The following is a 24154-nucleotide window of genomic DNA, read 5'->3' as shown; positions in this document are numbered from 1 at the left end:
ATGCTCCGAGGATTGATCAAGCAGCACCGAAGGGCGTGGCCCAGACGATGTCCAATACGGTGCTCAGTTCAATGAGCCATTCCGGGCGACGAGGCCAGTGCGGTAGGTGACGGTCTCGGCTTGTCCGGATCGGCCGAGACGTCGCTGCAGTGAAAATGCCGCCGGACCTTGATCTGGGGGTGGCCCTACCAGAGATCGACTTCATCAAGGTCCTGCGTCACCATGAGTTCCACAAACACCGTGGTGCCGTGGGTACGCGAGGGAGGCCGTGCGGTACCTGGCCGGCCCGCTCAGCGTTGAACGGGCTCGCCGGGACACCCGGGCGGGCGACCGAGCATCGTCCTGCCGTGACCAGGCGGTGCGGTGCCGCCCGCTGTCGAGTTGCCCGCATAGCTGGGGCGCAGCAATACCCGCGCCCGCCCAGCAGCCCGCCGGTGCCTGGCCTGCCGCCGAAGGACCGCGCCGACCGCGTTTGCGTCGGCGGAGCTGGTACGTCCATGTTGGTCGACTGGTGGCGGCGCACCCGCCTCGATCGATACCTCGGTCTATTCCGGCTCATAACACCTGCTCGCGGCAGCCCGGGTCGAGCCTTGGTGCCGGTCCCGCTGGCGGGGCAGCTCGACAGCGAAACTAACCCTGGTTCCACTGGCGGCCAGCAGCATTGGCACCCGCCGCCCTGGCCGCTGCCCGGCCCACGCTTCCGACCGCTCCCCTTTAGAGCACCTGCTAGCCTGTGCCGATGATCATGCGGAGCGAAATGCCGTGAGCAGGAAGCGGGTACACCTGTCGGCGGGCACGTCACCGGGATGCAGCCTCGCCCTACTCGGAGGAATCGTCATGGCACCGATCACCGCGATGGTGATGGTGAGTATGGTCAATGCGGTACGGGAGTTTTTCACCAATGGCAACTTCAGCCTGGGGAACATCCTCCTCCACGTCGTTTACATCATCATCCTGGGCGCCCTGCTCTACATGACGGGTGCCATGACCTGGGGATTCCTCAGCATAGGCAGATACAAGATCTGGCTCAGGGGCACGATCCTCATCGAGCGACGCATCCTGCTACGCCGCCGTATCGATCTACGTAGCGCCAAGGTGGAGTTGCGCCCCAGGACCGAGAACCAAAACCAGCTCCTTTTGGTGGCCATCGACCAACAGTCGAGCAAAAGCATTGATTTCCTGATTCAGGATAGTCACATATCGTTACCCGCGTCCGAGCTCACCGCTCTAGCGCAGGCAATCCTCGCCGATCCCGACCACAGGCCACGCGCAGGCCACGACCAAGCAGCAGCCAGGACTGTAGCGGACAAGCTCCGTGAGCTCGCGACCGCCGACCGGCAGATCAGGTAGGGGCGGTTGCAGCCGAAAGGGCGGAGGCCTCACCCACCGGTCGAGGGTGAGGGAGCACGCGCATGATCCGGCTATTCCGCCGACTCCGCCGCCGCCGGCCCGCACGATTGGACGCCGTCGGTCCTGCTGCCCGGTAACGCGACGCGGGCCGGCGCCTTCTCAGCTGCACAACCAGCCATACGCCGGGCTGCTTACCCACGACCTGCTCGGAGCACCACGAATCGCAAGGTAAACCCCGCAATGATGGAGGCCCCTACCTGCCTGGTCAACCCGGAGGTAGGGACCTCCTGGTGGGAGATTCCTATCGCTCCCGCCGCTTTTTCAGTTCTCCATCGACAACCATGGGAACCCCACCGATGATGGCTACTCCGAGTAGCGCAAGGGATAGCGGGGATACTCTAGACGGTCGTGGACAAGGGCTACCGCGACGCTGCCACCGAACGACAGCTGACCGAACGCGGCGTCACCATGATCCGCCCCGCCTACCGGACCGAGCAGCCACGCCCCGGACGGACGCTACTACGCGCAGTACGACAAGGCATCGAGTCCGTCAACCAGACCCTCAAAGGTCAACTCGACCTCGAAAGACACGGCGGCCGTACCGCCACCGGCGTACTCGTACGCGTCGCACAACGCATCCTCGCGATGACCGCCGCGATCTGGCACAACTGGACCACCGGCCAACCCGTCATGCGCTCCCTCATCGCTTACGACCACTGATCCCTCGGAATAGATCGTCTAGCTCCGTTTAAGGCCATAGAGGCGAGCGTTAGAGTGCCCCCGGCCGTCATGAGGATCCTGGCAACGTGGTTCAGCCGTCCCATACCGCGCTCCTCTTCACTGGTGCGGACTACCCTCAGTAGTATCAGCCCTTGCCCCCACTGCCTGTCCGCCTGGAGCAGGCACCGACCTCAGCACCAGCGGTTCCCGGTTTCATCCACATCCCACCATGGTCGCCCTCGAACTGCTACCGCCCAGCGGCCGATCGGTGCGCACGGGGGCTCACGCCACGGCGACGCTTGAAGGCGGTACTCAGCGCGAAGGAGCTGCCGTAGCCCACCTGGCGGGCGACCGCGCCGACGGTGGCGTCCGGCTCCCGAAGCAGGTCGGCGGCGAGGCTCAACCGCCAGCCGGTCAGATAGGACATCGGCGGTTCACCAACCAGTGCGGTGAACCGCCGGGCCAGCGCCGCCCGGGAGACCCCGGTTTCGGCGGCCAGTGCCGCCACGGTCCACGGCCGGGCCGGATCATGGTGCAGCATTCGCAGGGCAGGGCCGACGACGGAGTCGCTATGCGCCTGGTACCAGCCGGGGGGTTCAGCGCCGGGACGGGCGAACCACTCCCGCAGCACCGCGATGAGCAACAGGTCGAGCAGCCGGTCGAGGACCGCTTCCTGACCGGGGTCGTCCTTGACGATCTCGTCGGCCAGCAGTGGGATCAACGGTGAGTCCCAGGAGTCGCCGGGCACGACGAGCAGCGGCGGCAGTGCGGTCAGCAGCCGTTGGCTGACCTCACCCCACATCGGGTACGTGCCGGTCAGTAGCATCGTCGGGCCGTCCACGCTGTTGCCCCAGGTCCGCACCCCCCACTCGCTCATCCCGGAGAGTTCCCGACCATCGGGGCCGGTGCAGCGTTGGCCGGGACGGATGACGGCTTGCGGTGCCGTGGAGAGGTCATCGGCGATCAGGTACGGGGCGGGGCCGCGAACGATCGCGGTGTCCCCCGGGGTCAACCGGACCGCCGTACCCTCCTCCGGCGCAACCCAAGCGTCACCTCGAACCAGGGCCACCAGGGTGAGGGGCGCCTCGTCCCGGATCGCTATGGACCACGGCGGGGTCAGGACCGAGCGCAACAGGAACGCCCCCTGGGCTCGGGGTCCATCCAAAAGACCTACGACCGCGTCCACGTAGACGATTGAACACAAGTTCGCGCGGATCAGCTATGTTCCGTCTCGGGCTGTTGCTCTTCACTGGGCGTATGGCAAACCAGCGAAAGCAACAGCACACCCTGGTCCTCGGCGGCACCGGAAAGACCGGCCGGCGCATCGTGGCCCGCCTGCGGGATCAGGGCGTACCGGTGCGGGTTGGTTCCCGCGCCGCCCAGCAGCCCTTCGACTGGACCGACCCGGCAACCTGGGCACCGGCCCTGCGGGACGTGGGGGCCGTCTACCTCTCCTACCACCCGGACCTCTCCGCGCCGGGGGCGCTGAAGACGGTTTCCGCGTTCACCGATCTCGCGGTGGCGGCCGGAGTCTCCCGACTGGTACTGCTCTCCGGCCGCGGGGAGGAGAGTGCCCAGACCGCCGAGGAGCATGTCCAGTCCGCCGGGGTGGAGTGGACGGTCCTGCGGTCGAGCTGGTTCAACCAGAACTTCAGTGAGGACTACCTCCTGGGGCCGGTCCGCGGCGGTGAGGTGGTTCTCCCGGTCGGGGCCGTACCCGAGCCGTTCGTGGACGCCGACGACATCGCCGAGGTGGCCACGGCGGCGCTGACCGATGACAAACATGCCGGGCAGCTCTACGAGTTGACCGGGCCCCGACTACTCACCTTCGGTGAGGCGATCGCCGAGATCTCCAGAGTCACGGGTCGCACCATCAACTTCGTGCGGGTTTCCCCCGACGAGTACGCGGACGACCTGGCCGCCGTAGGCGTTCCCGCTGAGGCGATCGACTTGCTGACACACCTCTTCACGACCCTGCTGGATGGGCGAAACGCCCAGGTGGCCGACGGTGTTGCGCGCGCCCTCGGCCGGCCGCCGCGCGACTTCGCCGACTACGCCACGAGCACCGCGGCCACCGGCGTCTGGGGCGGGGCATAGCCTGCGGTGCCATGCGGATCGACTCAGGCCACGCCGCTGAGGACAGCGGCCTGAGTCGGTCCGCGTGGATCCAGCGGCGGAGTCGCCGCCAGGGTCAAGCGGCGAAGCCACCGTCCACAGCGATGGCGGCACCAGTGACATAGCGACCACCGTCACCCGCGAGGTGGGCGACGGTCGCGGCGATGTCCGACGACTGGCCGAAACGACCGAGTGCGGTGAAGCTCTGCTGCACATCGGCGCCCTCGGCGTCGGCGGGGTTCATGTCGGTCTCCGTCGGCCCGGGATGGACCAGGTTGGCGGTGATCCCCCTGGCACCCAGCTCGCGGGCCAACGACCTGGTCAGGCCGATCAACGCGGTCTTACTCATCGAATACAGCGAGACACCGGGGAGCGGCACCCGCTCGGCCAGGCAACTGCCGATATTGATGATCCTTCCGCCTTCGGTCATGTGCCGTACCGCCGCCTGGGAAGCCACGAAGGGTGCCCGGACATTGACGCTCAAGACGCGGTCGATGTCCTCCAGTGACATGTCTTCGACCAGACCGCGCACCAGAATCCCCGCGTTGTTGACCACGATGTCGAGCCGCCCGAACTCCGCGACAGCCTGATCCACGGCCGTGCGCACCGCAGTCGGGTCCGCGCTGTCAGCCTGGACCGCCCAGGCCCGGCGCCCCAGCGCCTTGATCCGGTCGACGACATCCGCCGCGCGCTCCACACTGTCCCGGTAGGTCAACGCGACGTCGGCGCCATCCGCTGCCAGCCTCAGCGCCACGGCCTCGCCGATGCCACGGCTGCCGCCGGTCACGAATGCCACCTTGCCGCCAAGTACCGTACTCATGTTCGCTCATCTCTCCTGTTGTGTTCGTGAACAAATGCATTGTTCACATGCTGCGGGCAGGGAGTCTGGCGGCAATCCGACGTCGCGTTCCGGCCGAGAAGTGCCGAGCACCACCCCTTAACGTGACGTGGCGTCTTCGTCTTCCAGATAGGCCGCGGCGGTCCATGCCACCACCGGGTCATCGTCGCGGGACAACCGTCGCAGGACGGGCTGCGCAACAGTTCGAGGCAGCTCCAGGATGGCCTGGGTGAGGCGGCTGCGGGCGGCGGAGTCCGCAGTGGGGGCGGCGAGTTCGTCGGAGAGCGCGCTGACGATCTGTTCAGCGCGGGCTGGGTCCGTTGCCAGGGCGCCCAGGTGCTCGGCCGCCTCGACGTCGTGCCCGCCCTCGACCACCAGGTCAATGAGGGCGGGCACGGCCGCCACCTCGCCGTGCGTCCCGAGCGCCAGGGCCGCGCGTCGGCGGACCGTCGGATCCGGGTCGTCGAGGGCGTCCACGAGCACTGCGGTCGCCTCGTCCCCGGTCAACTCGGCAACCGCCTGGATCGCGCGGCGGCGGATGTCCACATTCTCGGAGTGGGCACCGCACGCCAGGGTTGCCAGGGCGTCCCCGTCCGCCCGCCCGAGCGCCCACCGCAGCGCGCCGGCCACATTCGGCTCGGCTTCGGTGAGGACCGCGCCGGCCAGCAGCTCAGCGGGGACCCGTACGTCCGCTGCGGGGGCCAGGGCACTCCGCTGACGCAGGGCGGCGCTGGGTGAGTTGAGCCCGGTTATGAGTTCGGTGATACGGAGGACGTCCGGCCATCCGGTGGGCGCCGAGGCGGCGACTGTACGCAGCCGGTCGAGCAGCTCCCGTTCCCGGTTCAGCCGCTCTTCGGCCCAGGTGATGAGGTCACCGACCAGACCGGCCGGCGTAAAGGTGGGGTCCTGGAGTGCCCGGGTGATCTGGCGCAGCGACAGCCCCAGTGACCGCAGGCTCTCCACGTGGAAGAGTCGCCGTACGTCCTCGTCCGAGTATTCTCGGTAGCCGCCCGCGGTGCGGCCGGTCGGTCGTACCAGCCCCAGAGAGTCGTAGTGCCGAAGCATGCGGGTGCTCACTCCCGAGCGGCGTGCCACGTCGCCGATCAGCATGGCGGCTCCTCTTCTGCACCCATCGGGCCCACCTTGCGGGCAACGAGCCGTCGCGCCTCCTCGATGAGCTCGTCGTAGTCGGCCTCCGGGTCGCGCAGAAGTAGCAGCGTGGCGTGGGCGTGTTCCCGCGTCCTCGGCTCCGGGCTACTGACGCCGGCAGCAAGGGCCGGCAGGGCCGCCGCACCGAGGCCGACCAGTGCCCGGCTGAGGCTCAGCCGCACGTCCCGGTCCCCCCGACCGAGCTGGGTGACCAACTCCGCGGCCAGCGCCCTCTGCTCCCCCTCGGGGACGAGAACGACCGCCGCCCGCCAGGCGGTCCGCGCGACCTCGTCGTCGGGGTCGCGCAGCAGAGTCCCGACGATCGAGGGGTACACACTCCGGTTATTGATCTTGGATAGCGAGTGCAGGGCCTGGCTACGAGCCTGGGGCTGCGCGGACGTGAGCTCGGCGAGGAGTTTGGGCAGCGTGACCGCCTCCGGGAGGCGAGTGAGCGCCCAGGTGAGCATGTCCCGCACGAAGAAGTCCGGCTCGACCGCGCACCGTTGCACCAGCACGGTGACAACGTTCGGGTCGGGGTGCGTGCCGAGCAGCATGGCCGCCTGCAGTCGGCTTGACGATGCCTCGGCGCTCAAGGCCGCCACCGCGCGGCGGGTGTTCGAAACTGGGTTCATGGGTAAATACCACCTCCCGGACGCAGTCAAGACCTTGTCACGGTGTCAAGGTCAAGCGGATCGGCCGAGCCGCCTCGGCTTCATCCGGAAACTGTGACAGGCTGCCGCCGGTACACCCGGACGAGGAGGTGCGGTGACGGAGCAGCCGGCATCGGTGCTGATGCTCTCCCTCGGCGGCACGATCGCCATGACCGATGGCGCTGGCGGCGTCGTGCCGACCCTCACCGCCGAAGACCTCATCGCCACCATCCCTGGGGCCGCCGACACCGGCATCGGCGTACAGGTCCAGACCTTCCGCCAACTACCGAGCGCCTCCCTGCGCCTCGACGACCTCACCGGGCTCGCCGCCCTGATCGCCGAGCGCACCGGGACCGGCGACGTGGATGGCGTCGTGGTCACTCAGGGCACCGACACCATCGAGGAGACCGCCTACCTGCTCGACCTGCTGCACACCGGCGACGCGCCCATCGTGGTGACCGGGGCGATGCGCAACCCGACCCAGGCCGGTGCCGACGGCCCGGCGAACGTCCTCGCCGCGATCCACACCGCCGCCAGCCCCACCGCCCGCGGACTCGGCGCGCTGGTGGTCTTCGCTGACGAGATCCACGCCGCGCGGTACGTCCGCAAGACGCACTCCACCAGTGGCGGCACCTTCCGCTCGCCGAACACCGGCCCGCTCGGCCACGTCGTTGAGGGCGTGGCTCGGCTGCTCGTCTACCCGCCCCACCGGCTGACCGTGCCACTGGCGGCGGTCGCCCGGACGCCCCGGGTCGGGCTGTACACCGTCACCGTCGGCGACGATGGCACCCTGCTCGCCGGCGCCGATCACCTGGACGGTCTCGTCGTGGCCGGCTTCGGTGTCGGCCACGTACCCCAACGCCTCATCAACCAACTCACCGCCCTCACGGCGAGGATCCCGGTCGTGCTCACCTCCCGCATCGGCGCCGGGCCGGTCCTGGAAGCCACCTACGCCTTCCCCGGCTCGGAGAGCGACCTGCGGCAGCGAGGACTGATCGGTGCGGGCTTCCTCGACACCTACAAGGCGCGTATCCTGCTGCACACCCTGCTCGCCGCCGGCGCCGACCGCGACACCATCGCCGCCGGATTCGCCGCCGCCGGTGGCACCGGAGATCCCGCCCACTGGCCCTGGGCCGGCACCCCCTGACATCAGACGGATCGATGAATAGGAGGCTCACTGCTACCTCCTCCTCTTTCTTGGAGTGACCTGAGACTGATCAACTTCGGTATAATCATCTGGATGAGCCCCGCACGACTCGAAACCCCTAGGTTCCGATCCGGAAGCCAGCCGGCAGGCACCACAGGAAGAACGTCGGTCCGATGACCGCCGGCTCCCGAGGGCAAGTCGAGGCCGGTGCGGACGTGCACTCGCCAGACCACACGATCCGGATCATCGCCTCCCTGGACGGGCAGGTAGACGTTCAGGTACGGAGTCTGCACCGCCACACCGAGGAATCGCTGGCCCGGCAGGTACGGGCAGCAGCCCGGTTGGCCTTGGCCCACCTGCAACAGCCGACCCAGGATGACCAGTCTGGTCAGGACCAGCGTCGCCCTGGCTGGCGGTGAGTAGCCGGTGGGAATGAAGCGGCTAATCGCGATGACTACGGTCGCTGCTCTGGGTCTGGGACTCCTTGGGCTGTGGCAGTGGGCACCGTGGAGCGAGCAAGCAGCGTTGCCATCCTGCGACGAAGTGGCCACGATGCTGCCGGATACGGTGCCAGGGTCGTGGACGGTGGCGCACACCCAGCCGGACCCGAGCCACCTCCTGGTTTGCGAGTTCGACTTAACTTCCGCCGACCAGGGGTACATCGGCGAAGTTCGGATAAGCATTATTGATGGCGGCGATGCCGCGACGCTACAAAAAATGGTCATGGGCAGCCCCTGCTATGGCAGAGAATTCCCCTTTCCGGGTGCCGAGCGGTACCGGACGGCGAGATCCTGCTTGAATCTGATCAACGACAAGGTCTTCGCCACTGTCTACGCAATCTCGGAATGGCGTTACACCCACGTCCGCGCCTCGCTTACCGGCCCTGACCGGTCCGAAGAGCAGACCGTCTCCTACACCAACGACACCGTGCAGCGGATCACCGACCTCACGATGACCCTGACGACTACAGACGAAGGCACCCGGTGAATAGTCTGACCCGATACTTCGCCGATGTGGGCCGCATCCGGGCCGTCGGTCTCTCTACCAATCAATGGGTGGAAGTTGTCCGCCACCACGACGGGGAGCTTGACGTGCACATCCGCCCCGGCCTGCTGCGCCGCTGCACTGAGGAGGAGGTCGCCATTGAGATCCGCACCGCGCTGGTAGCTGCGGTCGCCGACCATCGACGGCAGTACCGGCAACTGCGCATCGACTACTTCGGCTCGTCGCTGGGCGTCGAGGAGTTCATCCCGTCCGAGCCACCGGATGGCCAGGAGCAGACGTGATGAATACCGACCTCTCCACCCTTACCGTTGAGACACAGGTCCTGGTGGCCTTCGGTCGGGAACGCTACGAGGACGGCACCACCTACAGCGCCATCCGCCGCTATCTCACCGACATCGGATCCATCCCCCGCTCGGCGTGGGGCACTCTCGACGGCATCTCCCACCAGCTCCACCGAGACTGGGCTGCCGCGCTCAACAACCGGACCACCGAGGCTAATCAGGCACGTGACGAGATGGAACGAATGGCCGACGGGCTACTCCAGATCGCCGCGGACTACGAAGGCATCGACCTGCAGGTGGCAACCACTCTCGACGTAGTCAACCGGGACCTGCAGCCCTACCTGCCCCTTGGCGTCGGCTACGGCAACCCGGTCCGTGTCCATGCGGGCGGAGCTGGGATCGTCGCACCGCCACCGGATCGGCTGCAGCCGGGCGACGCGCCCATTCTGGCGATCCCCGACGACAACGAACGGCTTGCCGCCACTCGGGCCGAGACGCTGCCCCACACCCGGGTCGTCGAAGAACCGCTGACAATCTATAGCGACTTCAGCTTCGAGGGCGGTCGCACCACCTACTACGAGAACGGCAGTGGCGACCAACTCGACACCTTCATCAAGGAGCATCGAAGCACGCTGCTGCAGCTCGAGGGCCTCCTGATCCGGCTGGGCACCGGTGACCCACTTCCGCTGACCGACCTCATGATCCACGCCTGGCGATCCGTCCCCCCGATCATCCACAACCGTGCCGACCTGATCCACTCTGTCGCCAACACCTACAGCGAACTGTCCGCCGAGATGACCGGCGAGGCGGCCAACCTCAGGCTCTACTGGGAAGGAGCCGCTTCCCAAGCCTTTACCCAGTACGCCAACAGCACAACGACCTACCTCACCCAACTCGAAGCGCAGGCCCGCTGGTTGGCCGATGAAGGCAAACGCGCCGCCACCATGCTCGAGGGCCTCCGCAACGCATACGCAGCTCTCGGCTACGAACACATCAGCACCCTCATCACCGCCCTTGACAGCTACCTCGATGCCGTCAACAGTCCCTTCTCCGCCTGCACCAACCCGGAGGAGGCGTTCCTCAGTGTCGTGCGGGGCTTCACCGACTTTCTAGTCAATGTGGAAGCCCGACACGCAGACGCCATGGCCAACCTCATCCGGGTTGACGAGCAGGAACGCAAGGAACGCCCAGACCTTGGCACCCGTAGCCACGATGTGACCCCGTTTCCGGCCACCGAGGTCGGTGCCAGCGCGTGGACCGACCGCATCACCTGGGCACCCCGACCGGACCGGCCCACCGTCTGACCAACCAGCACTCGGGTCACATCACCGCGCAATACCTGCTGCCCACCCTTCCCCGGCTGACGCCGGGCGGGGTGTGCAGTTCACCGCTCAGCCGGCGGTGTCGCGGACCGCCTGGGCGAAGACCTCGGAGCGGTGCTCGAAGTTGCGGAACTGCCCGTAGCTCGGTGCCGCCGGCGACAGCAGCACCACCCCGCCGGCCGGAGTGACCCGTCGGGCCAGTCGAACCGCCTCGACGAGATCGCCGGTGACCTCGCACCGGACCTTCGGCAACCCGTCCAGCGCGGCGACGATCCGCGCCCCGCTGTCCGGTACGCCGATCACGGTGATCTCCCGCTCGGCGAGGTGATCGCGCAGCGGCGTGTAGTCCAGCCCCCGGTCGGCACCGCCGACGATCACAGTCAACGCCCGCCCGTCGTACGCGTCGATCGCGTGCATGGCCGCGTACGGGCTGGTGGCGAGGGTGTCGTCGACGAAGGTGAGGCCGGACGGGTCAACGATCTCGGTGAGCCGGTGGGCTAGCCCCTGGAACCCGGCGACGGCCACCGCCAGGGTGTCCCGGCGGGTGAGCAGGTCGACGCCGAGCACGTCGAGCACGGCCAGCGCCACGCAGAGGTTGCCCTCGTTGTGCCGTCCGACCAGCGGCAGCACCGCCCGGGGGAAGAGCGGCTGGTCGCCGAGGTGGAACCAGGGCGTGCCGTCCGGCCCGCCCGCCACGTGGGTGGTGTCGGGGGTGCCGGCTCGCACGACGGGCCGGTCACCGAGTTCGGCGGCGAGCCGGGGGTCCGCGCCGTTGACCACGACGGTCTCCGGGCCGTGGGCCAGCAGGTTGAGCTTGTCGCGGTAGTACTCCCGTTCGCCGCCGTGGGCGTCCAGGTGCTCGGGGAAGAGCGCGGTCACCACCGCGACCCGGGGTGAGTCGGTCAGGTCGCTGCATTGGTAGCTGGAGAGTTCCAGCACGTAGCGGTCGGCCGCGGGCAGGTCCAACGTCGGCACCCCGATGTTGCCGCCGAAGACGTTGGGCTGGTCCACCGCGGCGAGCAGGTGGCTGATCAGGCTGGAGGTGGTGCTCTTGCCCTTGCTGCCGGTGACCCCGACGGTTCGGGCGGCGTGGTCGGCCATCCAGAGCGCTGTGCCCTGGGTGACCGGCACCTGGCGCCGCCGCAGCTCGGCCAGCCACGGGTGGGTGTTCGGCACGCCCGGCGAGCGGACCACCACGTCGGCGGCGGCCAGCCGCTGCTTTCCCGCGTCGCCGGTGACCAACGGTGCCGCCGCCGCGAGGAATCCGTCCCAGGGCGGGCTGACCGGCGAGCCGCCGTCGTCCACGGCGACCAGGTCCGCCGGGCCGTGCGCGGCGATCGCGGTCACCGCCGCTCGTCCCTCCCGGCCGGTCCCCCAGACCGCGACTTTGCGTCCGCGCAGGTCAGACAGGCGCACGGGCTCTCCCTCGAAATATCGACGACGTCGGTGGTCGGTCCGGGCCGCACTCGGGCACGGCGGACGAACCAGGGCCTAGTATGGCGTGTGCCCAACGAGCAGCTGCGGCGGATGGACGCCTTCACCTTCCCGTCCTACTCCTTCGACCTGTCCACCGGGGAGGCGTTGTTCGACTACGCCCTCACCGGGCCGGACGGCGAGCAACGTTTCACGGAGGTGATCACCCTCCCGCTGCCCGCGTCACCCCCTTCGGATGAGCGGGTAGCCACGCTGGGGCGGGTCCTGGAGCTGCTGCACGTGATCGCCGGGGTCAGCTACTACAAGACCGCCGCCCCGCACCGACTGGTGTTGCCGGCTCCGCTGGGGCCGGCCGCCGTCGCGCTGGTCACCGCCGTCTACACCAAGGGCCTCGGCGAGTACGCGTACCGCAACGCGCTGCCGCACGTGCTGCAGCTGCGCCCCGAGGTGCCCGCCGGTGAGCCCACCCCGGCGGTCGGGTACGACACCGATGGCCGGCGACCACTGTCGGCGGTCGGGGGCGGCAAGGACTCGATCGTCAGCCTGGAGGCGTTGCGCCGGGACGGGCTGGACCCGTTGCCGTTCTCGGTCAACCCCAACCGGGTGATCGAGGCGGTGAACGTCGCGTCCGGGTTGCCGGCGCTGGCCGCGCGGCGGCGCATCGACCCGGTGCTGTTCGACCTGAACGCCGCCGGTGCGTTGAACGGCCACATTCCGGTTACCGCGATCAACTCGCTGATCGCGGTGGCCACCTCGGTGCTGAACGGGCTGGGCCCGGTGGTGATGTCCAACGAGCGCTCGGCGTCGGACCCGAACCTGGTCTGGGAGGGGCACCAGATCAACCATCAGTGGTCCAAGGGCATCGAGGCGGAGGGGCTGCTGCGCGGGGCCCTGGCGGAGTACGCCGGTCTCACCGACCCGTACTTCTCCCTGCTGCGTCAGCTCTCGGAGCTGCACATCGCCCGGCTCTTCGCCCAGATCGGCGGGTATGACGCCGTGGTGACCAGCTGCAACGCCGCGTTCAAGCTGCGCGGCGCGAGTGACCGCTGGTGCCGGGACTGCCCCAAGTGCCGGTTCGTCTTCCTCGCCCTGGCGCCGTTCATGTCGCGCGAGCGGATCACCGGGGTCTTCGGCGGTGACCTGCTGGCCGACCCGGCGCAGCTACCCGGCTACCGGGAGCTGCTGGGCGTGGACGGGCACAAGCCGTTCGAGTGTGTCGGCGAGGTCGAGGAGTCGGTGGTGGCGCTCAGCCTCCTCGCGGAGCAGTCGGAGTGGCGCGACGCGCCGGTGGTACGCGCCCTGATCGACGCGGTCCCGGAGTCGGCCTGGAAGACGGCGGCCACCTCCGCCGTCTTCACGCCGGGTGGTCCCAGCTTCACCCCCACCCGGTACGCCGACGCCCTCGGCTCCCTCACCGAGCCGGTTCGGAACCTGCCCGGTTGACGCTGGCCGCCACGGGCCTGCGGATCGCGTCCAGCGCCAGCAGGGCCACGTGCAGACCGAGGCAGGCGTCAACCGAGTCGAGGTCCACGTCGAGGATTCGGCTGATCCGGGCCAGGCGTTCGTAGAACGCCGGGCGGGACAGGTGCGCCGCGACGGCGCCGGCCGACTTGTTCCGGCCCTGCTCCAGGTAGGCGCGGAGCGTGCCGAGTAGCTGTTCCCGGGGGTGCTGCGCGTCGTGGGAGAGCAGGGCGCCCAGCTCCCGCTCGACGAAGGTCTGGAGGGACGGCTCGTCTCGCAGCAGGTGCAGCAGCCCGGCGAGCCCGACGTGCGGCAGCCGATAGATCGGCAGGTCCCGCCGGTCCCGCCGGGCCGCCTCGGCCACCTGCCGCGCCTCGACCAGGGAGCGGCGTGCCTCCCGCAGACTGCCCGCGCCCGAGCCGGCGCCGATCACAGCGGTGCCGGCCGGATCGGGACGGCCCGTGCTGCCCCCGCCCTCCGGTTGGGCGTTGACGGGTCCGGGGAACACGTCGGGGCGGGCCCGGGTCAGGGCCGCGACGAAGGCGGTGAGGGCCCGGTCCTCGCCGGAGCGGTCGGGCAGCGCGAGCAGCACGCCGACCGCCTGGTCGTCGAGCGCGCTGGCCAACGCGGTCAGCTGCGCCTCGTGCACGGCGTGGCCGACCACGTCGGCGAGTTCCCGCAGCCGGACCGAGCCCGTCCGCGGGCCTCCCCCGGAGACGTGGCCGCCCTCGTCCGACCCGGCCGGGGCCGGATCGTCGGCCCGGTACCGGACCACCACCCCCACCAGATGCCGCCCCTCCAACGGCACGCCGAGTGCGCGGGCCCGCAGGGCCACCTCGTCCACCGGCCGGGAATGGTCGAGCAGGGCCGCCAGCAGGGTGCGGTGCAGCTGCCGTTCCAGGCCCTCGGCGTCGCGCCGGATCAGCCGGCCCAGGGCGAGGCTCGACGCCGCCCGTTCCACCAGGATCGTCAGTCGGGTGGGCGGGGTGTCCGGCCGGTCGCCGGGGACGACCGATCCGCTGCCGAGCCAACGCACCAGCAGCCGGCCCCAGTCCTGCCCCCGGGCGCCAACCATGGTCACCAGCCAGCCGTTGTCCCCGTCGTACGCGGTACGGCCGGCCGGCAGGATCCGCCGGGAGAGCTGCTCCCAGCCGTCGAGCAGCAGTGCGGCGCTGCCCCCCGCCGGGTCGTACGCGAGCACCTGCCGGGACAGGTTCTCCAGCACCACCGCGCAGCCGGAGAGTTCCGCCGCCTGTCGGACCACCTCTCCCGGTCCCGCGCCCTCCATCGAAAGCTCGGTGAAGCGCTGGTGGATCTCCTCGGTGGCGCGCAACTCGGTGAGCTGGGCGTCCACGATCAGCGCGTGTACCGCCTCGGTGACCCGCACGAACGGGGTGGCGCGGCGCAGCTCGACCAGGGGCAGCCCGTGCCGGGCGGCGGCGGCGACCATCGCCCGGGGCACCCCGCCGAAGTATCGGCGGCCCAGCTCGACGACGAGGCCGGCGACGCCAACAGCCGCCAGGTCGGCGATGAACGCGCGCAGGCCGGCGTTGTCGGCCGGCAGCCCGATCCCGGTGGTCAGTACCAGTTCGCCGCCGCCGAGCAGGGAGGCGATGTCGGGCACCTCGGCCACGTGCACCCAGCGGACCCGCCGGTCCAACACGGCTTCACCGGCGACGAGGCGGGGCGCGCCGGAGCGCACCGGTTCCAGCGCGAGCACTTCCCGAATGGTGGGGAACACGGGCGACACGCTACCTCGTATGACGTTGGTCACTAAACTCCCGTACCTCGCGACTGCCCGCGCGTCAGCGACGCGGGGGTAGACGGTGGTGAACTGGGCGACCGCTACTCCTGGTCAGAGCGGGTCATCCCGGCCGAGTTCCCAGCAGGCGACGGCGGTGGCGGCGGCCACGTTGAGGGAGTCGACACCGCGTCGCATCGGGATCACCACTCGGACGTCGCTGGCGTCCATCGACTCCCGGGTCAGGCCCGAGCCCTCCGCGCCGAGTAGCAGCGCCGCCCGAGCCCGCTGGCCCGGTTCGAGGCGCTGGATCGGCACGGCGTCGGGGGCGGGGGTCAGGGCCAGCACGGAGAACCCGGCGGCGCGAACCTCGGCGAGCGCGTCGGGCCAGGGGCCGAGCGTCGCGTAGGGCACGGCGAACACCTCCCCCATGCTGACCCGGACGCTGCGGCGGTAGAGGGGGTCGGCGCAGGTCGGAGAGAGCAGCACCGCGTCCACGCCGAGCCCGGCGACAGCCCGGAAGATCGACCCGAGGTTGGTGTGGTTGTTCACGTCTTCGAGGATCACCACCCGGCGGGCGGTGGCGAGCACGTCGGCCGCCGTCGGCTGCGGCCGGCGGCGGAACGACGCCAGGACCCCCCGGTGGACGTGGAAGCCGGTCACCTGACGCAGCACGTCCGGGGTGGCGGCGTAGACCGGGGCGTCCCCGGTGTCCAGGTCGGCGATCTGTTCTACCCGCTTGGCCTCCACCAGGTAGGACCGCGCCGGGTAGCCGGCGCGCAGTGCGCGCCGCAGCACCAGCTCGCCCTCGGCGATGAAGAGGCCGTGTGGTGGCTCCCAGCGGGTCCGCAGCTCCACGTCGGTGAGGGCGCGGTAGTCGGCGATCCGGTCGTCGTCGGGGTCGGTGATCTGGTGGACGGGCACCGGACGATTCTGCCGGACGCCGCTGACGGCGCCCCGTCCACCCGCCCGGCCCAATTGAGCACGGCCGTGGTCAGACACTGCACAGGAACGGCGGAAGGGCCCCGTCCCGACCGGCAAGCGGCGGAACGGGGCCCTCGTGGGTTCGAAGAACCCACACTGCTATCCGGCGCAGCCGGATACGTCGCCGGTACAGTTGTTCGGTCGATTCTTGATCACGACGGTGCCGGTAGCCGCGTTTAGCTCGACCGTGCCGCCCGCCACGTTGAAGATGCCGCCGCCATCACTGGTGGCGATATTATTGATAATTTTCGTGGCGAACAGGGTGAGCACACCACTGCTTTCATTGTAGATTCCGCCACCCAAGTTCGCCTGATTTCCAGTAATCTTCGTATTACGTATTACGGTTTCACCGGAGTTTAAAATTCCTCCGCCGTTAGCTTGGATTGAAATGTTGTTCTTGATGGAACTGTCATCGACGCTCACCGCTGAACCAAGGACAATAAAGAGGCCCGCACCCGCAAGGCCGGCAGTATTGTCGACGAGAGCGGATTCTTGCATTGTCAACTGACCGAGGACGAAGATACCTCCGCCAACCTCGGTCGCCACATTTCGCACGAATCGAGTTCCGACAACCGCGCCACTGCCGCTAGCAATAATGTACAATCCAGCACCCTGGATTGCCTGGTTCTCGGAAAGGGAGCTGTGCGCGATCCGGACCGTCCCCCGCGCGCTCAGGACGGCACCTCCCCCGCTCTGACTTGCGCTGTTACGGGAGAGGGAGCTGTGCGTGATCTGGACCAACCCGTCCACACTTGCGATACCGCCTCCCCCATCGGGGGCCACGTTCGACTCAATGTTGGACTTGTTGATGGTCACCTGGCCGGTGCTATAGACACCGCCCCCATTGCTGCCGGCGATGTTGCGGATGATATTACTGTGGACAACGGTCAACGCCCCCCCGGTGTTGACGAGGATGCCACCGCCATTTGCAGCCGCCTCAGTGGTCTGACCGCCGGTGATCTTCAGCTTCTTGAGAGTGAGATCACCGCCGGCGTCGACGGTGAGGATTCTGAATTCGTCTGCGGCGGCGGCGCGTTTGATGGTGGTGTCTTTGCCACCATTGAGGGCGATGGGGGTGGTGATGGCGGGCAGGCCGCTGCCATCGAGGTCGGCGGTGAGTAGGTAGGTGCAGTCGTTGGCGAGGTCGAGCGCGGCACCGCCACGGGCGTTGGCCAGGACAATCGCGGCGATCAGTTTGTCTGTGTCACAGGGGACCGGAATGCCCTTCGACCCCTTCTCTTCCTTCTTGCCCTTTCCCTTCGCATTGCCTTCGTCGTCGGGCTTACCCTCGTCGCGGTGACCTTCGGCGGAGGGTCGGTCGGGTTGCCCGGTCCGGTCCTCGGCGGTGGCGAGGGTGCGTCCGGCGGCATTAGCGGCGGGACCGGTGATGCCCATGGCGGTCAGGGCCAGACCAGTCACACCGGCCAGCCCGACGGCCCACCACCATGACCTCGTCCGGCGTCTACCGGACCGGCCAGAATCACGTTCGCGGGTGTAGTGCGGATAGCTCATGTGGCCTCGGTGTCCTTTCCCGCAACGGGCCAACCATCCCCGGATAGACCGAGGGTGGCCTTCCTCTGCTACCAGGCGGAGTAGCAACCATCCGAGCTAAAGCGACACCTACTCCACTATAGGCACGAATGCGAAGAACACACCCAAACGAGACTAGCGGGCTACTATCCGACATACCGGCGCAGACCGACTACGACTACCCGACGTCGGCTGGCAGGCCGGTAGGACGCCCCAGCAATGTACGCGGGGCTGCTCACCCACGGTCCGCTCGGACCAGCCTCACGCGCGTACGGACGATCGTTCGGATCTGGCCCAGGCTGCGGGTCAACTTCACCGGAAGCCCTACGCCGACGCGCCCGCCCCTCGCGGTGGGCGAGCCACCCCGGCAGAGGAATGTCCGGTCAACACCATCCCTCCGTACCGCTATCTCGTTTAGGGACATTCTTCGCATTCATGTCTTTTTGGCGCAGCTTTCGGTTTGGCTCAAGGGTGCTACCGCCCGCCTGGTAGCCGAGGACCACCACCCGAACTGCCCCGGATGGCTGGTTGCTCGTCCGTGACGGGGGAAGGACACCGAAGCCGCATGAACCATCAGCACCACGAAGACAAACCGGACCGCCCCGGTGGACGCCGGGCGAGGACCCGGTGGTGGGCCGTCGGGCTGGCCGGTGTGACCGGCCTGGCCCTCACCACCGTCGGCGTTGCCGCCACCCCCACCGCTGATTCCGTCGGGACGCCTCCTCACCAGCTCGGATGACCGGCTCGGGCAGCCCGACCAAGCCGGCGCCGGCAGCCACCGCGACAACAGCAAGGACCAGAAGGGCAGGGGCACGGGCCCCGGCTCAGGCACGGGCACAGGCCCCGGCCCAGGCACAGGCATGGGCCCAGGACCCGGCACGGGCATGGGCCCCGGGTCAGGCACAGCCAAGGGCAAGGACACAGCCAAGGGCAAGGACACAGCCAAGGGCAAGGACACCGGAAAGAAGAAGGAAGACAAGGGCACGCCGGTCCCGTGTGACGCTGACGCGCTGATCGCGGCGATCACCCTCGCCAACGCCCGCGGCGGCGCCACCCTCAACCTCGCCAAAGACTGCACCTACCTCCTCACCACCGACATCGACGGCGCCGGACTCCCCGCCATCACCACCCCCATCACCCTCAACGGCGGCAAACACACCACCATCGAACGCGCCGCCACCACCGACCAATTCAGAATCCTCACCATCAACACCGGCGGCAACCTCACCCTCAACAAACTCACCATCACCGGCGGACAAACCAGCGAGGACGGCGGAGGGATCTTCGTCGACGCGGGCGGAGCACTCACCACCAATCACACCACCATCACCCGCAACATCGCCAGCCTTTTGGCGGCGGCATCGCCAACAACGGCACCACCCGCATGAAAAACTCCACCGCCAGCCACAACAGTGCCGGCGTCATCGGCGGGGGTGTCGAAAACTCCGGCGCACTCGAAATCAGCAAGTCCCACGTAAACGCCAACACCGCCCCTTCTGGAGGAGCTGGGGTCATCAGCGTTGGCACAGTCCAGATCGACCACAGCACTATTACCGACAATATTGCTCAGTTCGGCAGCGGCGGCGGCCTCGCTATCGCGGGAATCGGCATTGTGACAAACACCAATATCACCAACAACACCGCTCCCATGGACGGCGGCGGCATCAGCACCGTCATCAAGCTTGTGTTGCGGCGTACGAAGGTGATCGGCAACCAGGCGGGCGGCCTGGGTGGCGGTATCTTCAACATCGCCTTCGGCACAGCCCGTCTCTTCGACACGAAGGTGGTCAAGAACATCGCTCTGACCGACGGTGGGGGCATCTACAACGACGGTGGCACGGTCGAGCTGAACACGGCCACCGGCACCGTGGTGATCAAGAACCGGCCGAACAACTGTGTCGACGTTCCCGGCTGCGTCGGATAGTCATCCGCGCAGCCCATGACGACGCGCCCGCCCCAAGGGGCGGGCGCGTCGGCGTAGGGTCGGTCAGCTGCCGTCGGGGAGTTGGGTGACGAAGGCCCGCCACGCCGCCGGGCCGAAGACCAGCGCCGGCCCGGCCGGGTCCTTGGAGTCCCGGACGCCGACGACGCCGGGGAGGTTGTCGGCGACCTCAACGCACGAGCCACCGTTGTTGCCGCTCTTGCTGCTTTTGCGCCATCGCGCACCGGTCAAGTCCATGATCCCGCCGCTTCTCTGATCAGCTCCAAGGAGGAAGCTCGGGGGAGGGATTCGCCCCTGATGCGCTCCCACCTTCGGCTCAGGGTAGCAACGTCGGCGGCCTGTCGGAGGATCTGCGCGGGCGCCTGACTGTCGACGTGGGCGACGTGCTCGACCTCGGGCAGTTCGGCGAGGATGAAGCCGCCGCCGAGCCCCGGATACATCCCGATGTCCTTCGGCACCAGGTGGACCTGCACCGTGTCGTCGGTGGCGCGCTCGGCGAGAAACTCAAGCTGCTCGCGCATCAGCCGACGGTCGCCGTAGGCCGACTGGTAGAGCACCCCCTCGAAGATGACGGCGGTCAGCAGCGGGGGGCGGTCGGTGCGGAGAATGGCCTGTCGACTGATCCGGGAGGCGACGAGCTCGTCGACCTCGCCCGGGGTCAGCGCCTCACCGGCGAGGGTCGCGCGGGCATAGTCCTCGGTCTGGAGCAGGCCGGGAATCCAGGTGTGCTCGAACCAGCGCACCGCGACCGCTTCACGCTCCCAGTCAACCCATTCCCGCAACCACTCCGGCTCGCGACGTTTGACGACATCCGGCCAAAGCTCCTCGACCTCCCGGCCGAGGATAGTGGCCACCTGCAGGCGGCGACGAGGCCGCGGAACACGTCCCGGCGTAATCCAACGCGCCGCAGTTTTCGGATCGACACCGGTCTGGGCAGCCAGGCTCTCCGCGGTCTCCCCTGCCTCCACCATGGCCCGCTGCAGTGCATAGTTCATCCTGCCTCCATTCAAGGATGTTCTCGGACGTCCCAACAACGTGCACAAATGCTGTGTACTTATCCCGTGGCGTGTTGACAGAGTGTGCGTCATGGACACACGTCGGGGGAAGACCCAAATTTCGGTGGAGGAGCTGAGGGAACGCCAGTACCGGAATGGATTCAGGGCAACCCATCAACCGCAAAAGCGCGGATGACCGATGATGACATCAAAACCGCTGGTCGGCACCTGCTCCAACCGTGGTCTCCAACCGTGGTCTCCGGCCGTTGCTGCCGAGCGCCACGCGGAGCCGACTGAGCCACTCCGCGCCGGTTCGACGGCTCCACAGCAGTGCATCTCAAGGCCAATAGACAGCACCCGCGTTTTACGGTCAGCGCGTTTCCTGGAGTGCGGGGTGTGTCGATTTTGACGCTACCTCACCTCTCGGTGACGACCGGGGGCGGCAAACGCCATTGGGGACCATGTGCGCAAGATCGGTGACCACACTTCAACGAGGTGGTGGAACGGTCGAACTGAACACGGCTACTGGCACGACCGTCATCAAGAACCGGCCCAACAACTGCGTCAACGTTGCCGGCTGCCCGGGCTGAGGCCGTCACACCGGCCAACACCAGGGGTTCCGCCCCGTGCCCGTACGGTCGCGGAGCGGAACCCCGGCTGGTTGTCGCGGGACGGCGGCTCGTCCACCTGGGCAGGGCACACGGAACAAAATTGCTCGACGGCGGCAACACCATTCAGAGAGATCAAGACGGCATCGTCGGTGTCGGTACCCGCTGGTAGCTTCACCCGATGCGTGATCTTGATGAGTTTGTCCAGCGGTATGTACAGGCCACCAACAGCCACGACTTCGACCAGGTGGCGCCGTTGATAGCGCGGGACGCGGTGTACTGGTTCAGCAACGGCATTCACGAGGGCAGCGACGCGATCCGTGCCGCGTTCGAGACGGCGTGGGCAACAATCGCTGACGAGAAATACGACATCAGCGATGTCCGCTGGATCGCTGCGGACGAGCTTGTGGCAGTGTGCCTGTATCGGTTCACCTGGTCCGGGCTGGTGGACGGCCAGCCACGATCCGGCGGCGGGCGGGGGACGAACGTACTGGCACGTCGGGACGGCTCGTGGCAGATGGTGCATGAGCATCTGTCCAGCTGACCTGGACCGACGGCGAATGATCCGCGTCCTCGTCGGGTTGTAGCGCCCGGTACCGCGTGGAACGGCCCCCACCGAGCGTGGTCATGGCGAGTCGACCGGCTGTAGCGGCAGCCCACCGATTGACTCCAGGTCAAGGGGCGCGGTCAGACCCGACAGCTCGACCAGCCGGACGCCGTCGCCGTCGCCGTCCGCCAACCGGATCCACGGGTCCGCACCATCGAGGAGTGACTGCCAGGCCGCGCGGGTGGCCGCTGGGACCGCGACGTGAACGCGCGCGACCGCGGTGGCTCCGTTGGCGTGCACGACCCGCTCCGGCCGGGCTGACGGCCGGTAGGCGGACATCGCGAACGGCAGGCTCGGGTCCTGCGGCACCGCGAGCTGCCAGCGCAGGGTGACGCCGTCCGGGGTCACCCTGCGCATGTTCAGAATCCGGCTCATCGGCACGCCCGCGGCGACGAGCCGATCCCGCTCGGCGCCGATCGACTCGTCGTCGGTCTCGATGGACACATCGATCCACGAATGGTCCTCTCCGGCCCACCGTTCCACCCGCCGCCGCAAGCCACGGCCGCCGTACAACTGGACCGCCCACCGTAGCGGTAGAGACAGCCGCGGAACCCGAACCAGCTCAATAAACGGGCCCTCCTCGAACCAGATCAGCGCATTCGAACTACGGTCGGGCCGCCGACCGTGCACAACCGTGAACCCGACCTGCTGGAACGCTCGCACTGCGGCGTGGATGTCATCCACCCGGTGCAGGATGTGGCTGCAACGCACGTGATTCCCCTACGAAGTAGCGGTTAGGAACTCTGACAGTATGGTTACGAACAGGAGTACTCATTGCCGACCTGACCTAGGCCTGGACCGGCTCGGCGTGTTCGTGTTCGTGTTCGTGTTCGTGTAGGTCACCCAAGTCCCACTCGGGAAACGGGTCGGGCAGTGCCCGCCACAAGGATTCCCCGGCGGCGACCTCCGAATCGGTGAGCAGGCAGGCGGTCAGGGCAGCCCGCAGCCCTTCGCTGTCCAGGTTGACGCCGATGAGGACCAGTTCCTGCTGCCGATCACCGAACACCGGATGCCAGCGAGACCCCAGGTCCGCCCGTTCGACCGGGTCCTCCGGCCACTCCCCAGACACCACGATCGGCACACCCGCCGGGTCGCACCGCCCGGACGCACCGGCCTGTGACCAGAGGGCCATCACGTCCGGCCGGCTGGCCAGCCACAGGAACCCTTTCGATCGCACCACCCCGAAGGTATCCAAGCCGTCGGCGAGCAGCTCCCACAGGCGCTGCGGGTGGAACGGCCGGTGGTCGCGGAGCACGATGCTGGAGATGCCGTATTCCTCGGTTTCCGGGACATGCTCACCGTTGAGCTCAGCCACCCAACCGGGCGTGGTCTCCGCCCGCTCCAGGTCGAACCGGCCGGTGTTCAGGATCATCGCTGGTGGCACCCGGCCATGCGCCGTACGGACCTGACGGGCGGCCGGGTTGAGTCGGGTCAGCAGAGCCTCCACCACCGTCAGGTCCTCCGGGGCCAACAGATCGGTCTTGTTCACCACCAGCACATCGGCGAACTCAATCTGGTCAACCAGCAGGTCGGCGATGCTCCGGTCATCCCCCTCGTACGCGGCCAGGCCGCGCGACTCCAGCGTCTCCCCCGCCTCGATCCGAGCCAGCAGACCAGCGGCATCGACCACAGTGACCGTGGTATCCAACCGGGCCAGGTCGTCCAGGATCTGTCCGGCCTCCACGCCGAAGGCGAACGTGGCGGCCACCGGCATCGGTTCGGAGATCCCACTGGACTCGATCAGCAGATAGTCGAACCGGCCCAGGCGCGCCAGCCGCGCCACCTCGTCAAGCAGGTCGTCACGCAGCGTGCAGCAGATGCAGCCGTTTGTCAGCTCCACCAGCCGCTCTTCGGTACGCGACAACGCACCGCCGTCGCGGACCAACGTGGCGTCAATGTTGATCTCACTCATGTCGTTGACGATCACCGCTACCCGCAGTCCGTCGCGGTTGGCCAGGACATGGTTGAGCAGGCTGGTCTTGCCGGCCCCGAGGAACCCCGACAACACTGTCACCGGCAGCCGGTCACTCATGGCGTATCCACCACCTGGCGCCCCTTGTACAGGCCGCAGTGCGTGCAGGCCCGGTGCGGCACCACCATCTCCTTCCGTGGACAGGGGCAGGGCGTCAACTGCGGCACGCTCGCCTTCCACCGCGCCCGCCGGTGCCGGGTGTTCGACCGCGACATCTTCCGCTTCGGAACGGCCATGAGGATCTCCTTCTTCGACAAGTCGCACCAGAGCCTATCGGTAACGGTTGTCGTTTCCATAACCGCT

The 24154-nt window shown here is 68.1% G+C and carries 23 protein-coding genes and 2 pseudogenes; 12 read left to right on the top strand and 13 right to left on the bottom strand.

Going from position 1 to position 24154, the window contains the following annotated elements; genetic code table 11:
- Positions 1 to 837: 837 nt before the first annotated feature.
- Together B116_RS0110795 and B116_RS27450 are read left to right on the top strand one after the other, a co-directional pair.
- On the top strand, positions 838 to 1350 hold the full coding sequence (locus B116_RS0110795) for a hypothetical protein (protein WP_027660095.1): 513 nt from the start codon (positions 838 to 840) through the stop codon (positions 1348 to 1350).
- A gap of 405 nt (positions 1351 to 1755) precedes the next feature.
- Positions 1756 to 2070 (top strand): annotated as a pseudogene (locus B116_RS27450) (IS982 family transposase); the annotation flags it as partial.
- A 247-nt stretch (positions 2071 to 2317) separates the two neighbouring features.
- Here the strand turns inward: B116_RS27450 and B116_RS0110785 are convergent.
- On the bottom strand, positions 2318 to 3256 hold the full coding sequence (locus tag B116_RS0110785; RefSeq protein ID WP_027660093.1) for an AraC family transcriptional regulator: 939 nt from the start codon (positions 3254 to 3256) through the stop codon (positions 2318 to 2320).
- 71 nt (positions 3257 to 3327) lie between these two features.
- Between B116_RS0110785 and B116_RS0110780 the strand changes: the two genes are divergently transcribed.
- Complete coding sequence (locus tag B116_RS0110780; protein WP_027660092.1) at positions 3328 to 4167, top strand: NAD(P)H-binding protein; 840 nt, start codon at positions 3328 to 3330, stop codon at positions 4165 to 4167.
- 94 nt (positions 4168 to 4261) lie between these two features.
- Here the strand turns inward: B116_RS0110780 and B116_RS0110775 are convergent, their stop codons facing one another.
- The 3 genes from B116_RS0110775 to B116_RS0110765 form a co-directional block, all read right to left on the bottom strand.
- A complete protein-coding gene (locus B116_RS0110775) occupies positions 4262 to 5005 on the bottom strand; it encodes a 3-oxoacyl-ACP reductase family protein (protein WP_027660091.1) in 744 nt (247 codons plus the stop codon).
- Positions 5006 to 5122: 117 nt separating this feature from the next.
- Positions 5123 to 6133: a MerR family transcriptional regulator gene (locus B116_RS0110770; RefSeq protein WP_027660090.1), complete on the bottom strand. Its 1011-nt coding sequence runs from the start codon at positions 6131 to 6133 to the stop codon at positions 5123 to 5125.
- Positions 6127 to 6804, bottom strand: coding sequence for a HEAT repeat domain-containing protein (locus tag B116_RS0110765; protein ID WP_027660089.1), 678 nt, complete (start codon positions 6802 to 6804; stop codon positions 6127 to 6129). Before B116_RS0110765 ends, B116_RS0110770 begins: the two co-directional genes overlap by 7 nt.
- A 133-nt stretch (positions 6805 to 6937) precedes the next feature.
- Between B116_RS0110765 and B116_RS0110760 the strand changes: the two genes are divergently transcribed.
- From B116_RS0110760 to B116_RS0110740, 5 genes are all read left to right on the top strand, one after another.
- Positions 6938 to 7969, top strand: coding sequence for an asparaginase (locus B116_RS0110760; protein ID WP_027660088.1), 1032 nt, complete (start codon positions 6938 to 6940; stop codon positions 7967 to 7969).
- Between the two features lie 173 nt (positions 7970 to 8142).
- A complete protein-coding gene (locus B116_RS0110755) occupies positions 8143 to 8388 on the top strand; it encodes a hypothetical protein (RefSeq protein WP_027660087.1) in 246 nt (81 codons plus the stop codon).
- A 13-nt stretch (positions 8389 to 8401) separates the two neighbouring features.
- A complete protein-coding gene (locus tag B116_RS0110750) occupies positions 8402 to 8956 on the top strand; it encodes a hypothetical protein (RefSeq protein ID WP_223874561.1) in 555 nt (184 codons plus the stop codon).
- On the top strand, positions 8953 to 9255 hold the full coding sequence (locus tag B116_RS0110745) for a hypothetical protein (protein WP_027660085.1): 303 nt from the start codon (positions 8953 to 8955) through the stop codon (positions 9253 to 9255). The genes B116_RS0110750 and B116_RS0110745 overlap by 4 nt, the downstream gene beginning before the upstream one ends.
- Positions 9255 to 10559 carry a hypothetical protein gene (locus B116_RS0110740; protein ID WP_027660084.1) on the top strand — a complete coding sequence of 435 codons (1305 nt, stop codon included), beginning with the start codon at positions 9255 to 9257 and terminating at the stop codon, positions 10557 to 10559. Before B116_RS0110745 ends, B116_RS0110740 begins: the two co-directional genes overlap by 1 nt.
- An 87-nt stretch (positions 10560 to 10646) precedes the next feature.
- Here B116_RS0110740 and murD read toward each other — a convergent pair whose 3' ends face one another.
- Complete coding sequence (gene murD / locus B116_RS0110735) at positions 10647 to 11993, bottom strand: UDP-N-acetylmuramoyl-L-alanine--D-glutamate ligase (RefSeq protein ID WP_027660083.1); 1347 nt, start codon at positions 11991 to 11993, stop codon at positions 10647 to 10649.
- An 87-nt stretch (positions 11994 to 12080) separates the two neighbouring features.
- On the opposite strand from murD, the gene B116_RS0110730 reads away from it, so the two are divergent.
- Positions 12081 to 13454: a hypothetical protein gene (locus B116_RS0110730; RefSeq protein ID WP_018722967.1), complete on the top strand. Its 1374-nt coding sequence runs from the start codon at positions 12081 to 12083 to the stop codon at positions 13452 to 13454.
- Here the strand turns inward: B116_RS0110730 and B116_RS0110725 are convergent.
- From B116_RS0110725 to B116_RS0110715, 3 genes are all read right to left on the bottom strand, one after another.
- Positions 13423 to 15213 carry a PucR family transcriptional regulator gene (locus tag B116_RS0110725; protein ID WP_027660082.1) on the bottom strand — a complete coding sequence of 597 codons (1791 nt, stop codon included), beginning with the start codon at positions 15211 to 15213 and terminating at the stop codon, positions 13423 to 13425. The two genes, B116_RS0110730 and B116_RS0110725, sit on opposite strands and share 32 nt — an antisense overlap.
- 114 nt (positions 15214 to 15327) lie before the next feature.
- On the bottom strand, positions 15328 to 16215 hold the full coding sequence (locus B116_RS0110720) for a TrmH family RNA methyltransferase (RefSeq protein WP_223874560.1): 888 nt from the start codon (positions 16213 to 16215) through the stop codon (positions 15328 to 15330).
- An 81-nt stretch (positions 16216 to 16296) separates the two neighbouring features.
- Complete coding sequence (locus B116_RS0110715; protein ID WP_027660080.1) at positions 16297 to 17709, bottom strand: autotransporter outer membrane beta-barrel domain-containing protein; 1413 nt, start codon at positions 17707 to 17709, stop codon at positions 16297 to 16299.
- Positions 17710 to 18292: 583 nt separating this feature from the next.
- Between B116_RS0110715 and B116_RS29105 the strand changes: the two genes are divergently transcribed.
- Entirely contained in the window at positions 18293 to 18466 is a 174-nt protein-coding gene (locus B116_RS29105; RefSeq protein WP_449619012.1) for a hypothetical protein, read from the top strand.
- 37 nt (positions 18467 to 18503) lie between these two features.
- A pseudogene (locus B116_RS24995) lies at positions 18504 to 19651 on the top strand (right-handed parallel beta-helix repeat-containing protein); the annotation flags it as partial.
- 63 nt (positions 19652 to 19714) lie between these two features.
- Here B116_RS24995 and B116_RS0110700 read toward each other — a convergent pair.
- Entirely contained in the window at positions 19715 to 19906 is a 192-nt protein-coding gene (locus B116_RS0110700) for a DUF397 domain-containing protein (RefSeq protein WP_018722962.1), read from the bottom strand.
- Entirely contained in the window at positions 19897 to 20664 is a 768-nt protein-coding gene (locus B116_RS0110695) for a DUF5753 domain-containing protein (protein ID WP_018827423.1), read from the bottom strand. The genes B116_RS0110700 and B116_RS0110695 overlap by 10 nt, the downstream gene beginning before the upstream one ends.
- 789 nt (positions 20665 to 21453) lie before the next feature.
- Here B116_RS0110695 and B116_RS0110690 point away from each other — a divergent pair.
- Positions 21454 to 21816 (top strand): YybH family protein, encoded by a 363-nt coding sequence (locus tag B116_RS0110690; RefSeq protein WP_018722960.1) that lies wholly within the window; start codon positions 21454 to 21456, stop codon positions 21814 to 21816.
- A gap of 81 nt (positions 21817 to 21897) precedes the next feature.
- On the opposite strand, the gene B116_RS0110685 is transcribed toward B116_RS0110690, so the two are convergent.
- The 3 genes from B116_RS0110685 to rpmF form a co-directional block, all read right to left on the bottom strand.
- On the bottom strand, positions 21898 to 22590 hold the full coding sequence (locus B116_RS0110685; RefSeq protein WP_027660079.1) for a VOC family protein: 693 nt from the start codon (positions 22588 to 22590) through the stop codon (positions 21898 to 21900).
- Between the two features lie 76 nt (positions 22591 to 22666).
- On the bottom strand, positions 22667 to 23911 hold the full coding sequence (locus B116_RS0110680) for a GTP-binding protein (protein WP_027660078.1): 1245 nt from the start codon (positions 23909 to 23911) through the stop codon (positions 22667 to 22669).
- Complete coding sequence (gene rpmF / locus B116_RS26560; RefSeq protein WP_082312782.1) at positions 23908 to 24087, bottom strand: 50S ribosomal protein L32; 180 nt, start codon at positions 24085 to 24087, stop codon at positions 23908 to 23910. The genes B116_RS0110680 and rpmF overlap by 4 nt, the downstream gene beginning before the upstream one ends.
- Between the last annotated feature and the right edge of the window lie 67 nt (positions 24088 to 24154).

Origin of the sequence: Salinispora fenicalii (genome assembly GCF_000514815.1) — a bacterium.
GTDB lineage: Bacteria > Actinomycetota > Actinomycetes > Mycobacteriales > Micromonosporaceae > Micromonospora > Micromonospora fenicalii.
This window is presented reverse-complemented; position numbering and strand designations above follow the sequence as displayed.

Bases quoted from the DNA above. Each gene is read 5' to 3' on its own strand.
- B116_RS0110780 (WP_027660092.1), top strand. From the start codon at position 3,328: ATGGCAAACCAGCGAAAGCAACAGCACACCCTGGTCCTCGGCGGCACC.
- B116_RS0110750 (WP_223874561.1), top strand. From the start codon at position 8,402: ATGAAGCGGCTAATCGCGATGACTACGGTCGCTGCTCTGGGTCTGGGA.
- B116_RS0110695 (WP_018827423.1), bottom strand. From the start codon at position 20,664: ATGAACTATGCACTGCAGCGGGCCATGGTGGAGGCAGGGGAGACCGCG.
- B116_RS0110690 (WP_018722960.1), top strand. From the start codon at position 21,454: ATGCGTGATCTTGATGAGTTTGTCCAGCGGTATGTACAGGCCACCAAC.
- B116_RS0110795 (WP_027660095.1), top strand. From the start codon at position 838: ATGGCACCGATCACCGCGATGGTGATGGTGAGTATGGTCAATGCGGTA.
- rpmF (WP_082312782.1), bottom strand. From the start codon at position 24,087: ATGGCCGTTCCGAAGCGGAAGATGTCGCGGTCGAACACCCGGCACCGG.
- B116_RS0110680 (WP_027660078.1), bottom strand. From the start codon at position 23,911: ATGAGTGACCGGCTGCCGGTGACAGTGTTGTCGGGGTTCCTCGGGGCC.
- B116_RS0110740 (WP_027660084.1), top strand. From the start codon at position 9,255: ATGAATACCGACCTCTCCACCCTTACCGTTGAGACACAGGTCCTGGTG.
- B116_RS0110770 (WP_027660090.1), bottom strand. From the start codon at position 6,133: ATGCTGATCGGCGACGTGGCACGCCGCTCGGGAGTGAGCACCCGCATG.
- B116_RS0110715 (WP_027660080.1), bottom strand. From the start codon at position 17,709: ATGAGCTATCCGCACTACACCCGCGAACGTGATTCTGGCCGGTCCGGT.
- B116_RS0110775 (WP_027660091.1), bottom strand. From the start codon at position 5,005: ATGAGTACGGTACTTGGCGGCAAGGTGGCATTCGTGACCGGCGGCAGC.
- B116_RS0110765 (WP_027660089.1), bottom strand. From the start codon at position 6,804: ATGAACCCAGTTTCGAACACCCGCCGCGCGGTGGCGGCCTTGAGCGCC.
- B116_RS0110755 (WP_027660087.1), top strand. From the start codon at position 8,143: ATGACCGCCGGCTCCCGAGGGCAAGTCGAGGCCGGTGCGGACGTGCAC.
- B116_RS0110700 (WP_018722962.1), bottom strand. From the start codon at position 19,906: ATGGACTTGACCGGTGCGCGATGGCGCAAAAGCAGCAAGAGCGGCAAC.
- B116_RS29105 (WP_449619012.1), top strand. From the start codon at position 18,293: ATGAACCATCAGCACCACGAAGACAAACCGGACCGCCCCGGTGGACGC.